This is a genomic window from Rhizobium oryzicola, from assembly GCF_030504645.1.
GTDB classification, from domain to species: Bacteria; Pseudomonadota; Alphaproteobacteria; order Rhizobiales; family Rhizobiaceae; genus Neorhizobium; species Neorhizobium oryzicola.
Genome location: NZ_JAUKWQ010000001.1, coordinates 1,392,005 through 1,404,749, shown reverse-complemented (window position 1 = coordinate 1,404,749; position 12,745 = coordinate 1,392,005). Strand labels below are relative to the sequence as shown.

11 protein-coding genes are annotated in these 12,745 nt (G+C 59.7%); all 11 read right to left on the bottom strand.

The features are described from left to right. Nucleotides 1-70: 70 nt before the first annotated feature. Nucleotides 71-475: a methylmalonyl-CoA epimerase gene (gene mce / locus Q2T52_RS06995; protein WP_302075923.1), complete on the bottom strand. Its 405-nt coding sequence runs from the start codon at nt 473-475 to the stop codon at nt 71-73. Between the two features lie 31 nt (nt 476-506). Then, the gene (locus tag Q2T52_RS06990; RefSeq protein WP_302075922.1) at nt 507-2,180 is read right to left on the bottom strand and encodes a ribonuclease J; all 1,674 of its coding nucleotides are present in this window, start codon (nt 2,178-2,180) and stop codon (nt 507-509) included. An 18-nt stretch (nt 2,181-2,198) separates the two neighbouring features. After that, nucleotides 2,199-2,957 carry a biotin--[acetyl-CoA-carboxylase] ligase gene (locus tag Q2T52_RS06985; protein WP_302076061.1) on the bottom strand — a complete coding sequence of 253 codons (759 nt, stop codon included), beginning with the start codon at nt 2,955-2,957 and terminating at the stop codon, nt 2,199-2,201. A 2-nt stretch (nt 2,958-2,959) separates the two neighbouring features. Then, the gene (nuoN, locus tag Q2T52_RS06980) at nt 2,960-4,399 is read right to left on the bottom strand and encodes an NADH-quinone oxidoreductase subunit NuoN (RefSeq protein ID WP_302075921.1); all 1,440 of its coding nucleotides are present in this window, start codon (nt 4,397-4,399) and stop codon (nt 2,960-2,962) included. A gap of 18 nt (nt 4,400-4,417) precedes the next feature. Then, nucleotides 4,418-5,929, bottom strand: coding sequence for an NADH-quinone oxidoreductase subunit M (locus tag Q2T52_RS06975; RefSeq protein ID WP_302075920.1), 1,512 nt, complete (start codon nt 5,927-5,929; stop codon nt 4,418-4,420). Then, nucleotides 5,929-7,929 carry an NADH-quinone oxidoreductase subunit L gene (gene nuoL, locus Q2T52_RS06970; protein ID WP_302075919.1) on the bottom strand — a complete coding sequence of 667 codons (2,001 nt, stop codon included), beginning with the start codon at nt 7,927-7,929 and terminating at the stop codon, nt 5,929-5,931. Before nuoL ends, Q2T52_RS06975 begins: the two co-directional genes overlap by 1 nt. 7 nt (nt 7,930-7,936) lie before the next feature. Beyond that, on the bottom strand, nt 7,937-8,245 hold the full coding sequence (nuoK, locus tag Q2T52_RS06965; protein ID WP_302075918.1) for an NADH-quinone oxidoreductase subunit NuoK: 309 nt from the start codon (nt 8,243-8,245) through the stop codon (nt 7,937-7,939). 25 nt (nt 8,246-8,270) lie between these two features. Beyond that, nucleotides 8,271-8,885: an NADH-quinone oxidoreductase subunit J gene (locus Q2T52_RS06960; protein WP_302075917.1), complete on the bottom strand. Its 615-nt coding sequence runs from the start codon at nt 8,883-8,885 to the stop codon at nt 8,271-8,273. A 131-nt stretch (nt 8,886-9,016) separates the two neighbouring features. Then, nucleotides 9,017-9,508 (bottom strand): NADH-quinone oxidoreductase subunit NuoI, encoded by a 492-nt coding sequence (nuoI, locus tag Q2T52_RS06955; RefSeq protein WP_302075916.1) that lies wholly within the window; start codon nt 9,506-9,508, stop codon nt 9,017-9,019. 43 nt (nt 9,509-9,551) lie between these two features. Beyond that, nucleotides 9,552-10,595, bottom strand: coding sequence for an NADH-quinone oxidoreductase subunit NuoH (gene nuoH / locus Q2T52_RS06950; protein WP_302075915.1), 1,044 nt, complete (start codon nt 10,593-10,595; stop codon nt 9,552-9,554). 11 nt (nt 10,596-10,606) lie between these two features. Next, complete coding sequence (nuoG, locus tag Q2T52_RS06945) at nt 10,607-12,688, bottom strand: NADH-quinone oxidoreductase subunit NuoG (RefSeq protein ID WP_302075914.1); 2,082 nt, start codon at nt 12,686-12,688, stop codon at nt 10,607-10,609. Nucleotides 12,689-12,745: the final 57 nt, after the last annotated feature.

Below are 12,745 nucleotides of genomic sequence, written 5' to 3'. Positions count from 1 at the left end.
TAGGCCTCCCGCCCGCGGGAAAGTATCGAAGCCGAGGCTGCCAAGCAAATGCCGCCTGCGTGATCGATTGTCACACCTCTTCGAGCTCGACCAGCGTGCCGAAGAAATCCTTGGGATGCAGGAAGAGAACCGGCTTGCGATGGGCGCCGATCTTGGGCTTACCATCGCCCAGCACGCGCGCACCGGCAGCCTTCAGGCTTTCGGCCGCCTCGGCAATATCGGCGACTTCATAGCAGATGTGGTGCATGCCACCGGCCGGGTTCTTTTCCAGAAAGGCCGCGATGGGCGAGCCTTCACCAAGGGGCTCCAGAAGCTCGACCTTGGTGTTGGCGAGCTCAACGAAAACCACTGTCACCCCATGCTCCGGCAGCGCCTGTGGCGCGGAGACTCGCGCGCCCAAAGTGTCTCGATAAGTTGTGGATGCAGCCTCGAGATCCGGTACGGCGATGGCAATATGGTTCACGCGGCCCAACATTTCCACATCTCCTCACACCAATAGTATGACTTTAGCCTTGGAGACGCGTCACGAAAACGGTCACGACAGGCTTCTTACCCCAGGTCGCATTGGCGGCTGCACGCACGGAGCGACGCACCGCTTCGCGCAACATATCCAGATCCTTGCGGCGCGCCCGCGGAATGCTTTCAATGGCACCCAGAACGGCATCATAGAGTGCGTCTTCCATGTCCTCGCCTTCATCGTCGAATTCCGGCAGGCCATAGGATTCCACATCCGGATCGGCCAGGAAGTCATAGCGGTTGTCGAGCAGGACATTGACCGACACATGGCCAACATAAGCGAGCTTCTTGCGCTCCGAAATTCCCATTTCGTCTAGGTCGCCGATCAGCTTGCCATCCTTGAAGATACGCCCATGCGGCGCCTCGTCGATCACTTCCGCCGGGCCCGGTGCCAGACGCAGCATATCGCCGTTGCGCACGCGCGGAACGGTCTTGATACCGGCACTGAGCGCCAGTTCCGTCTGGGCCGTCAGGTGGGCTGCCTCGCCATGCACAGGCACAAGGATCTCGGGCCGCACCCATTCATACATCTTCAGCAGCTCGTTGCGGCGCGGATGGCCGGAGACGTGCACCAGCGCCTGGCTGTCGGTGACGATCTTCACACCCTGCTCGATCAGGCCGTTCATGATCTCCAGGATCGCCTTCTCGTTGCCTGGAATGGTACGGGAGGAGAAGACGACCGTATCACCGGAAGCCAATGCCACATGCCGCATCTCGTCGCGGGAGAGCTTGGCAAGCGCTGCACGCGGCTCACCCTGGCTGCCGGTCAAAATCACCACCACCTTGTCACGCGGGATATAGCCATACTCGTCTTCGGCGATGAAAGGCTTCACGCCTTCCATGATGCCGATATCACGGGCAACGTTTGCCACGCGCTTCAACGAACTGCCGAGCAGAAGAACCTCGCGGCCCGCCGCTTCCGCCGCATGGGCGATGGAGCGAATGCGTCCGACATTGGAGGAGAAGGTGGTGATGGCGACGCGACCCTCGGCGGCCTCGATGATCTTGCGCAAGCCTTCGGAGACTTCCTGTTCGGAAGGCGAGACCCCTTCGCGCATCGCATTGGTGCTGTCGCACATCATGGCCAGCACGCCTTCGTCACCCAGTGCGCGGAACCGCGCTTCATCGGTCAACGGCCCCAGTGAGGGTTCGGCATCAATCTTCCAGTCGCCGGTATGGACAACATTGCCGAGCGGCGTCCTGATCACCAGAGACATGGGCTCCGGGATCGAGTGGTTGACGCCAACCGCTTCCACCTCGAAAGGCCCGACCTTGATACGGTCGCCCGCCTTGAAAATGGTGATCGGAATCTCGGCGCGGGTACCTTCGTAATCGCGCTTGGCTTCCAGCATGCCGGCGGTAAAGGGGGAGGCATAGACAGGCACGTTCAGGCCCGGCCAAAGATCGTTCAGCGCACCATAATGGTCTTCATGTGCATGCGTGATGATGATGCCTTTCAGGCGATCCCGCTGCTTGGCCAGAAACCGGATATCCGGCAGCACGAGATCGACACCTGGCAGATCCGGACCCGCAAAGGTCACACCGCAATCCACCATGATCCATTGACGTTGAGACGCCGGTCCATAGCCGTAAAGCGCGAGGTTCATGCCAATCTCGCCCACGCCGCCCAAAGGCAGGAATACCAGTTCGTCCTGTTTAGCCATCAATCCATCATTCCAGATTTACGCGAAAAATACATCGCCCGCTGCGATCGCCAACTGCTCCGCGCCCGTATCGAGCATCAGCAGTCCCTGATCATCAATACCGGCAAAACGGCCAACAAGCGAGCGGTCAGGCAGGTTGACCCGGATGGTTTCGCCAATTCCACACGCAATTTTGCGCCACAGGGCTGTGACGGCCGCCACCGCCCTGCCCTCATCCCAAATCTCCAGCATCTCCGCCATCTCGCGGTAGAGATGAGCAAAGACCTCCTCCGGAGCCACATAGGCGCCCTGCTCGTTCAGCGAGGTCACACCATAGGGCGCGTCAACCGGGCGGTGGCGGATATTGATGCCGATGCCGATCACCAGCGCACGCTTGCCCGAAGGAAGCATTTCTGATTCCAGCAGAATGCCGCAGGTTTTCTTGCGGCCGATCAGGATGTCGTTCGGCCATTTCACCTCCGCCGGTTCCGCCGTCGGCGGCAGAACGGAACGAAAGGCGCCGTGCACGGCGACCGCTACCGCAAGCGGCAGTGAGCCCAGTCGTTCAGCAGGTGCGGGATCGATGAGAAGCAGGGAGGCGTAGAGGTTGCCGGGCTCGGAGGTCCAGGCACGCCCGCGACGGCCGCGCCCAGCCGTCTGGCGTTCTGCGGTGACCCAGAGATTGCCCGGGTCACCAGCGCGTGCCCGTATCAGGCACGCGCTATTGGTGGATTCCGTCTCGCCGATGGCTTCATGACGGAAGGTCTGGAGGGCATAACGCCCTCCCTGCACCGACACGCTCAAAAGAATGTCCGTGCTGCAGCCGTCGCCGCAGTACCGATCGGGCCACCGAACAGTACGTAAGCCGTAACGAACAGACCAGAGATGCCGAACACCAGACGCAGAGTGCCTGAGGTGCGGGCAAACTGCCCTGCCGGTGCATCAAACCACATCAGCTTGACGACACGCAGGTAGTAATAAGCACCCACGACCGACGACAGCACGCCAATGATGGCCAGCGCATAAAGCTTGGCCTCGATCGCTGCGACGAAGACGAAGTACTTGGCGAAGAAGCCTGCAAGCGGCGGAATGCCGGCCAGCGAGAACATCAGGGCCGTCAGAACGACCGCCATGAAAGGATTGGTGGAAGACAGACCAGCCAGATCCTCGATGTTTTCGAGACTGCCTTCATCACGGCGCATCGACATGATGCAAGCGAAGGTGCCAAGCGTCATGACCATGTAGATCAACATGTACAGCGCGACGCCCGATACGCCGGTCTGCGAGCCGGAAGCCAGACCAACCAGCGCGTAGCCCATGTGGCCGATGGAGGAATAGGCCATGAGGCGCTTGATGTTCTTCTGGCCAATGGCCGCGAAGGAACCCAGCAACATGGACGCGATGGAGATGAAGACGACGACCTGCTGCCAATCGGCAAAGACCGGCATGAAGGCTTCCGTGACAACGCGGACGAAGACGGCCATGGCGGCAACCTTCGGACCAGAGGCGAAGAAGGCCGTGACCGGTGTCGGCGCACCTTCGTAAACGTCCGGCGTCCACATATGGAACGGAACGGCGGAAATCTTGAATGCCAGACCGGCCAGAATGAAGACGAGACCGAAGACGACGCCGAGCGAACGGGTTTCAGCGGAAAGCACCGCTGCAATGTTTGCAAGGCCCGTATTGCCCGTGAAGCCATAAACCAATGACATGCCATAAAGCAGCATGCCGGACGACAGCGCGCCAAGAACGAAATACTTCAGGCCCGCTTCGGTCGAACGAACGCTATCGCGGTTGAAGGCGGCAACGACGTAAAGCGCGAGCGACATCAGCTCGAGGCCGAGATAGAGCGCGATCAGGTCATTGGCCGAAATCAACAGCATCATACCAAGCGTTGCCAGCACCAGCAGAACCGGGAATTCGAACTGGTTAAGCTTGTCGGCGCGGCTGTTGACGGAACTCATGATGAGCGACACCAGCGAACCGATCAGCGCCAGGATCTTCATGAAGCGGCCGAAAGGATCGAGAACGAAGGCGCCACCAAAGGCCTCGCCTTGCGTGGGAGCGAAGATGAGCCACAGGCCAGACACCGCCAGAACGGCCACGGCAAGGCCGGTGACCGTCGATGCCGACCGTTCGCCTGAGAAGACGCCGACCATCAGCAGCACCAGGGCACCGATCGCCAGGATCAGTTCTGGCGTCGCGATCTGCAGGCTGGAGAGAAGGATATCAGAAGTCATGTTCAGTCGTGTCCCGTCTCAGTGCACTGCGAGTGCCAGTTTCTGCGCCGCCTGCAGGGCCGCGGAGTAATTGTTGATCAACAGGTCTACCGAAGCCGTGGTCACATCGAAGACCGGGGCCGGATAGACGCCGAAGAAGATGGTCAGAGCGACAAGCGGATAGAGAATGAGCTTCTCGCGGCTCGACAGATCCAGCAGCCCCTTCAGGCTGTCCTTTTCCAACGCACCGAAAATGACCCGGCGATAGAGCCACAATGCGTAGGAAGCCGACAGGATCACGCCGGTTGCCGCAAACAGGGCCACCCAGGTGTTGACGCGGAAGATACCGACGATCGTCAGGAACTCGCCGATGAAGCCTGACGTGCCGGGCAGACCGACATTGGCCATCGTAAAGATCATGAAGGCGACGGCATATTTCGGCATGTTGTTGACGAGGCCGCCATAGGCCGCAATCTCGCGGGTGTGGAGCCGGTCATAGACAACGCCGACGCAGAGGAAGAGAGCGCCCGATACGATGCCGTGCGACAGCATCTGGAAGATGGCGCCCTGCAGGCCCTGCGCATTCGCCGCAAAGATACCCATCGTTACGTAACCCATGTGGGCGACGGAGGAATAGGCGATCAGCTTCTTGATGTCTTCCTGCATCATCGCGACCAGCGAGGTGTAGATGATGGCAAGCACCGACAGCGTGAAGACGAAGGGCGCAAAGTGCTCAGACGCCAGCGGGAACATGGACAGCGAGAAGCGGATGAAACCGTAACCGCCGAGCTTCAGCATGACGCCTGCCAGGATGACCGAGCCTGCGGTCGGAGCCTGCACGTGCGCATCCGGAAGCCAGGTGTGGACCGGCCACATCGGCATCTTGACGGCAAAGGCTGCAAAGCAGGCAAGCCACAGCCAGGTCTGCATGCCGGCCGGGAAGCCGAACTTCAGGAGTTCGGTGATGTCAGTGGTGCCAGCCTGCCAATACATCGCCATGATCGCGAGCATCATCAGCACGGAGCCGAGCAGCGTGTAGAGGAAGAACTTGTAGGATGCGTAGACGCGATCCTTGCCGCCCCACACGCCGATGATGACGAACATCGGGATCAGGGTTGCTTCGAAGAACACGTAGAAGAGAACGACGTCGAGAGAGACGAAGACGCCGACCATGACCACTTCGAGAAGCAGGAAGGCGATCATGTATTCCTTGATGCGCTTCTCGACCGCTTCCCAGCTTGCCAGCACGCAGAAGGGCATAAGGAAGGTGGTGAGAATGACGAACAGCATGGAGATGCCGTCAACGCCGAGGTGATAGGAAATGCCGGTGTTCAGCCAGTTATGCTTTTCCACCATCTGGAAACCCGGATTGGCCTTGTCGAAGCCGATCCAGATGAACAGCGAGAGGATGAAGGTCGCAACAGTCACACCGAGAGAGATGTTGAGAACATTCCGGCGGCCGTGGGCGGTGTCCCCCTGCATGAACAGCAGAAGCACAACGCCGACGAGCGGCAGGAAGGTGACCGCGGAAAGAATCGGCCAATCGGTCATCAGAAGGAACTCCCAAGCATCATCCAGGTGACGAGGGCCGCAATGCCAATCAGCATCGCGAACGCATAATGGTAAAGGTAGCCGGACTGCAGGCGCACGACACCACGGGTGATATCGACGACGCGGGCGGCAATGCCGTTCGGGCCATAGGTATCGATGACGGCGACGTCACCCTTCTTCCACAGGAAGCGGCCAAGCGCCTTGGCGGAACGAACGAAGAGGAAGTCGTAGAGTTCGTCGAAGTACCACTTGTTCAAGAGGAACTGGTAGAGCACGCGATGCTGCTCGGCGAGACGCTTCGGCGTTTCCGGCGACTTGATGTACATGAACCAGGCGGTCACGAAGCCGAGCACCATGGCAATGAACGGGCTCCAGCTGACGAGAACCGGCACGTGATGGAACTCATGCAGGATTTCGTTGTGCTCGGAGGTGAACAGCGCACCCTTCCAGAACTCCTGATACTCCTCGCCGAAGAAGCGGCCTTCGAAGAGCACGCCGGCCAGCACCGCGCCAACCGTCAAAACGGCGAGCGGAAAGAGCATGACCATTGGCGATTCATGCACATGGTGCATGACTTCGTGGGAGGCGCGCGGCTTGCCGAAGAAGGTCAGGAAAGCCAGACGCCAGGAGTAGAAGCTGGTGAAGAGAGCGGCGACCACGAGCAGCGTGTATGCGAAGCCCGAGAGAATCGAGTGCGAAGCATAGGCCGACTCGATGATCACGTCTTTCGAGAAGAAGCCTGCAAAGCCGATCATCGTGCCAGGGATACCAACGCCCGTCAGCGCCAGCGTGCCGATCGTCATCGCCCAGAAGGTGTAGGGGATGTGCTTACGCAGGCCACCCATGTAGCGCATGTCCTGCTCGCCATCGACGGCGTGAATGACAGAACCGGCACCAAGGAACAGCAGGGCCTTGAAGAAGGCGTGCGTGAACAGGTGGAATACGGCTGCACCATAAGCGCCGACGCCGAGTGCCACGAACATGTAGCCCAACTGCGAACAGGTGGAATAGGCGATGACGCGCTTGATGTCGTTCTGCACGAGACCGACAGTTGCGGCGAAGAAGGCGGTGATGGCACCGATCAACGTCACGAAGGTCAATGCGTCCGGCGACAGTTCGAAGATCGGCGACATGCGCGCGACCAGGAAGACGCCGGCGGTGACCATGGTGGCGGCATGGATGAGCGCAGACACCGGGGTCGGGCCTTCCATGGCGTCCGGAAGCCAGGTGTGCAGCAGGAACTGCGCCGACTTACCCATGGCACCCATGAAGAGCAACAGGCAGACGCCCGTGATGGCATGGGCCTTGTCCAGCTGCATGCCGAACAGGTTGATCACGGCATTGTGGGCGTCAGCAGCGCCTTCAGCCGGGAGATAGGTCGCGGCGGACGCGAAGATCGTCTCGAAATTGATCGAGCCGAACAGGACGAACACACCGGAAATGCCGAGCACGAAACCGAAGTCACCGACGCGGTTAACGATGAAGGCCTTCATGGCGGCAGCCGATGCGGACGGCTTCTTGAACCAGAAGCCGATCAGCAGGTAGGACGCCAGACCCACGCCTTCCCAGCCGAAGAACATCTGGGCCAGGTTGTCGGAGGTGATCAGCATCAACATCGCGAAGGTGAAGAGCGACAGATAGGCGAAGAAGCGCGGACGATGCGGGTCATGGTGCATGTACCCGATCGAGTAGATATGCACGAGCGTAGAGACCGTGTTGACGACCACAAACATGATCGCTGTCAACGTATCGACGCGGAATGCCCAGTCGAGATCGAGACCACCGACCTGGATCCAGCGCAGGACCGAGACGCGGATGACTTCATGGCCTTCGCCATGGGCCAGCGCCACGTTGAAGAACACGATCCAGGAGAGGACAGCGGCGATAACCATCAGGCCGCTGGTAACATATTCCGATGCCTTGGCACCGATCGAGCGGCCGAAAAGGCCGGCGATCAGGAAGCCGATCAGGGGAAGGAAGACAATAGCCTTGTAGATCATGACCTGATCAGCCCTTCATCATATTGACGTCTTCAACCGCGATGGAGCCACGGTTGCGGTAGAAGACCACGAGAATTGCAAGACCGATGGCCGCTTCCGCAGCGGCAACCGTCAGGATGAACAGCGCGAAGACCTGACCGACGATGTCATTCAGGAAGGACGAAAACGCCACCATGTTCAAGTTGACGGAGAGCAGGATAAGCTCCACCGACATCAGGATGATGATCACGTTCTTCCGGTTCAGGAAGATACCGAAGACGCCAAGGGTAAAGAGAATGGCGCTGACGGTCAGGTAATGAGAAAGTCCGATTTGCATATCCGAAAGTTCCTTGATCGCGCGCTCAGAGACCCTGGCCAGGCTTGACCTTGACCACCTCGACCGCCGTTGCCGGCGTGCGGGCAACCTGCTTGGAGATGTCCTGGCGCTTGATGTTCTGCCGGTGACGCAGCGTCAGCACGATTGCGCCGATCATCGCGACAAGCAGGACGAGGCCGGCCACCTGGAAGAAATAGACATAGTGCGTATAGAGAACGTCACCGAGTGCAGCCGTATTGGTGCGCTCGACAGCCGACGGGATCGGCATGGTGATGGATTTCGCAGCCTGCGGCGACAAGACAGAACCGCCGACGACCACGATCAGTTCAGCGGCAACGATCAAACCCACGAGGGCGCCGATCGGCGCATACTGCAGGAAGCCGGACCGCAGCTCTGCAAAGTCGATATCCAGCATCATGACGACGAAGAGGAAGAGAACCGCGACGGCGCCGATGTAAACCACCAGCAGGATCATCGCCAGGAACTCAGCCCCGGTCAGCAGGAACAGGCCGGCGGCGTTGAAGAAAACCAGGATCAGGAAAAGTACGGAATGCACCGGGTTCCTGGCCGAAATGACCATGAACGCCGACGCCACTGCGACGAAGGCGAACAAATAGAAGAAAACAGCCTGCAAACCCATGGTGGTGCCTTTTTCGTCTTCCCCGGCGGGGCTGTCCCCTCGCCGTCAAAAACCCGGAGGCCTTGCGCCGTCCAGGCTCACTCTTGTTTTTTAGACCACCGCCTTTGTCAGGCGGCGGCATCTTCCATCACTCAACGATACGGAGCATCAATCGCAATGTTGCGTGCGATTTCACGTTCCCAGCGGTCGCCGTTGTCGAGCAGGCGCTGCTTGTCAAAGTAAAGCTCTTCGCGGGTCTCCGTGGAGAACTCGAAGTTCGGGCCTTCGACGATGGCATCGACCGGGCATGCTTCCTGGCAGAAGCCGCAGTAAATGCACTTCACCATGTCAATGTCATAACGAACGGTGCGGCGCGTACCATCATTGCGGCGCGGGCCGGCTTCGATGGTGATGGCCTGGGCAGGACAGATCGCTTCGCACAGCTTGCAGGCGATGCAGCGTTCTTCGCCGTTGGGATAACGACGCAGTGCGTGCTCGCCACGGAAACGTGGGCTTACCGGTCCCTTTTCAAAGGGATAGTTCACGGTCGCCTTCTGCTTGAAGAAATAGCGCATCGACAGGAAGAAGGCTGCGACGAACTCTTTCAGGAACAGCGAACTGACCGATTGTGCCAGACTAGCCATTGTTATTCTCCAGAAAAGCTTCGGTTGATGCCGGGGCCTGCGATCAGGCCCAGCCACCCAACTTCAGCACGAATGCGGTAATGATGACCATGGCGAGCGACAGCGGAAGGAAGACCTTCCAGCCGAGGCGCATCAGCTGGTCGTAACGGTAACGCGGTACGAATGCCTTCACCATGGCGAACATGAAGAAGACCATCAGCCCCTTCAGCAGGAACCAGAAGATACCCGGAACCCAATTCAGGAACCATACGTCGAGCGGCGGCAGCCAGCCCCCGAGGAACAGGATGGTCGTCAGCGCGCACATCAGGCAGATCGCGGCATATTCGCCGAGCATCAGCATCATGTAAGGGGCAGACGCATACTCGACCATGTAACCGGCAACGAGTTCGGATTCTGCTTCCGGCAGATCGAAGGGCGGACGGTTGGTTTCAGCCAATGCCGAGATGAAGAAGATCACGAACATCGGGAACAGCGACAGCCAATGCCAGTCGAGCAGGCTGTTTGGCAGGCCGATCATCGTGCCGATACCGGACTTCTGCGAATAGACGATGTCCGACAGGTTCAGCGAACCGGCGCAAAGCAGAACGGTCACGATCACAAAGCCGATCGAGACTTCGTAGGACACCATCTGTGCCGCGGAACGCAACGCGCCAAGGAACGGGTACTTCGAGTTCGACGCCCAGCCCGACATGATGATGCCGTAGACTTCGAGCGAGGAAATCGCGAAAACATAGAGGATGCCGACGTTGATGTTGGCGACGACCCAGTTTTCGTTCAGCGGGATGACGGCCCAAGTCGCCAGTGCCAGAACCACGGACACCAGCGGCGCCAGCAGGAAGACGCCCTTGTTGGCGCCGGCCGGGATGATCGGCTCCTTGAAGACGAACTTCAAAAGATCGGCGAAGGACTGGAAAAGTCCGAAGGGACCCACCACGTTCGGACCACGGCGCAGCTGAACGGCAGCCCAGATCTTACGGTCGGCAAGCAGAATGTAGGCGATGAAGACGAGCAGGCAGACGAGCAGCAACAGGGACTGACCGATCATGACGATCGCCGGCCACAGATAGGTGGAGAAGAAAGAGTCCATGTTTTAAGCCTTTACTCCGCCGCAGCCTGGAAGTTGTTGCGGGCCAGCGCAGAACATTCAGCCATGACAGCCGAAGCACGTGCGATTGGGTTCGTCAGATAGAAGTCTTTGACCGGCGACGCAAATGCGGACTTCGCCAAGCTCACCGGTTTTTTCGAAAGCTGGGCCAGATCATTCACATTGCCTGCTGCAATTTCATCGAGCTCGTTGAAGTGCGGGTAAGCCGCATAGAGCTTGGCGCGGAGCTGCGACAGCGAATCGAAGGGCAGCTTCTTGCCCAGCACATCCGACAGTGCGCGCAGGATCGCCCAGTCTTCGCGGGCATCGCCCGGTGCAAAGCCTGCACGGTTGCCCATCTGTACGCGGCCTTCGAGGTTCACCCAGGTACCGGACTTTTCGGTGTAGGTCGCACCCGGTAGGATCACGTCGGCATTGTGGGCACCGGCATCGCCATGGCTGCCGATATAGACCGTCAGCTTGGCGTACTTCGAAGCAAATTCCATTTCGTCTGCGCCGAGCAGGAACAGAACATCCATGGACTTCAGCATGGTTGCGGCATTGGCACCGTTCGGGCCCGGCACGAAGCCGAGATCGAGGCCACCGACGCGCGATGCTGCCGTGTGCAGAACGCCAAAGCCGTTCCACTCTTCGGTGATGGCGCCGACGGAGGCGGCGAGCGTTGCAGCAGCTGCCAGAACGCTTTCGCCGTCATCGCGGGTCAGCGCACCGCTGCCGACGATGATGAGCGGGTTCTTGGCGTTGCGCAGCTTTTCAACAAAGCCATGCGAACCGTTGACGAGATCGTTCAGCGTTTCCGGACCGGCGCCGAGATATTCGTAGCCGTAGCGCAGCTCACCAGCCTCGCCGATCACGCCGATCGGGAAGTTGCCGCGGCGCCAGCGCTTGCGGATGCGGGCGTTGAGAACTGCGGCTTCGAAGCGCGGGTTCGCGCCGACGAGAAGCAGCGCATCCGCCTGCTCGATCCCCTGGATCGTCGCATTGAAGATGTAGCTGGCGCGGCCATTGGCCGGGTCGAGCTTGGAACCATCCTGACGGCAGTCGAGGTTCTGAGAGCCAAGAGCGGCCATCAGTTCCTTCAGCGCATACATTTCCTCGACGGAAGCGAGGTCGCCGGCGATCGCACCGATCTTGTCACCCTTGGTCGCAGAAACGGCAGCCTTGATGGTGGCGAATGCCTCACCCCAGGTGGCCGGCTGCAGGCGGCCGTCGCGGCGGACATAAGGCCGATCGAGGCGCTGCGTCTTCAGACCATCCCAGATGAAGCGTGTCTTGTCGGAAATCCACTCTTCGTTCACCTGCTCGTTGACGCGCGGCATGATGCGCATCACTTCGCGGCCACGGGTGTCGACGCGGATCGCGGAACCGACCGCGTCCATGACGTCGATCGATTCGGTCTTGCCGAGTTCCCAAGGACGGGCCGTGAAAGCAAACGGACGAGAGGTGAGCGCACCGACCGGGCAAAGGTCGATCACGTTGCCCTGCAGTTCGGAGGTCATGGCCTGTTCGAGATAGGTGGTGATTTCTGCATCCTCGCCGCGGCCGATGAGGCCGAGTTCGGAAATGCCGCCGACTTCAGTCGTGAAGCGAACGCAGCGCGTGCAGTGAATGCAGCGGTTCATCACCGTCTTCACGAGCGGGCCGATATACTTGTCTTCGACGGCACGCTTGTTTTCAGAATAGCGCGACGCATCGACGCCGAAAGCCATCGCCTGGTCCTGCAGGTCGCATTCGCCGCCCTGGTCGCAGATCGGGCAATCCAGCGGATGGTTGATCAGCAGGAATTCCATCACGCCTTCGCGGGCCTTTTTGACCATTGGCGTGTTGGTGAACACTTCCGGCAGTTCGCCATTCGGTCCGCCGCGGATGTCGCGCACGCCCATGGCGCAGGAGGCTGCCGGCTTCGGCGGTCCACCCTTTACCTCGATGAGACACATGCGGCAGTTTCCAGCCACGGACAGGCGTTCATGGAAACAGAAGCGCGGCACTTCGGCGCCGGCTTCCTCGCACGCTTGCAAAAGCGTGAAGTGATCCGGAACCTCGATCTCTTTACCGTCAACCTTGAGCTTTACCATCGTCACTTACGTCCTGTTTCCAGTCCCCTGCCCTCTTCCAATCAAGAGAGTGGCGAC

What these genes read in the sequence shown, in the direction of transcription:
- nuoI (WP_302075916.1), bottom strand. Translation starts at nt 9,508, where the DNA reads ATGGCTAGTCTGGCACAATCGGTCAGTTCGCTGTTCCTGAAAGAGTTC.
- nuoN (WP_302075921.1), bottom strand. Translation starts at nt 4,399, where the DNA reads ATGACTTCTGATATCCTTCTCTCCAGCCTGCAGATCGCGACGCCAGAA.
- Q2T52_RS06990 (WP_302075922.1), bottom strand. Translation starts at nt 2,180, where the DNA reads ATGGCTAAACAGGACGAACTGGTATTCCTGCCTTTGGGCGGCGTGGGC.
- mce (WP_302075923.1), bottom strand. Translation starts at nt 475, where the DNA reads ATGTTGGGCCGCGTGAACCATATTGCCATCGCCGTACCGGATCTCGAG.
- nuoH (WP_302075915.1), bottom strand. Translation starts at nt 10,595, where the DNA reads ATGGACTCTTTCTTCTCCACCTATCTGTGGCCGGCGATCGTCATGATC.
- nuoG (WP_302075914.1), bottom strand. Translation starts at nt 12,688, where the DNA reads ATGGTAAAGCTCAAGGTTGACGGTAAAGAGATCGAGGTTCCGGATCAC.
- nuoL (WP_302075919.1), bottom strand. Translation starts at nt 7,929, where the DNA reads ATGATCTACAAGGCTATTGTCTTCCTTCCCCTGATCGGCTTCCTGATC.
- nuoK (WP_302075918.1), bottom strand. Translation starts at nt 8,245, where the DNA reads ATGCAAATCGGACTTTCTCATTACCTGACCGTCAGCGCCATTCTCTTT.
- Q2T52_RS06975 (WP_302075920.1), bottom strand. Translation starts at nt 5,929, where the DNA reads ATGACCGATTGGCCGATTCTTTCCGCGGTCACCTTCCTGCCGCTCGTC.
- Q2T52_RS06960 (WP_302075917.1), bottom strand. Translation starts at nt 8,885, where the DNA reads ATGGGTTTGCAGGCTGTTTTCTTCTATTTGTTCGCCTTCGTCGCAGTG.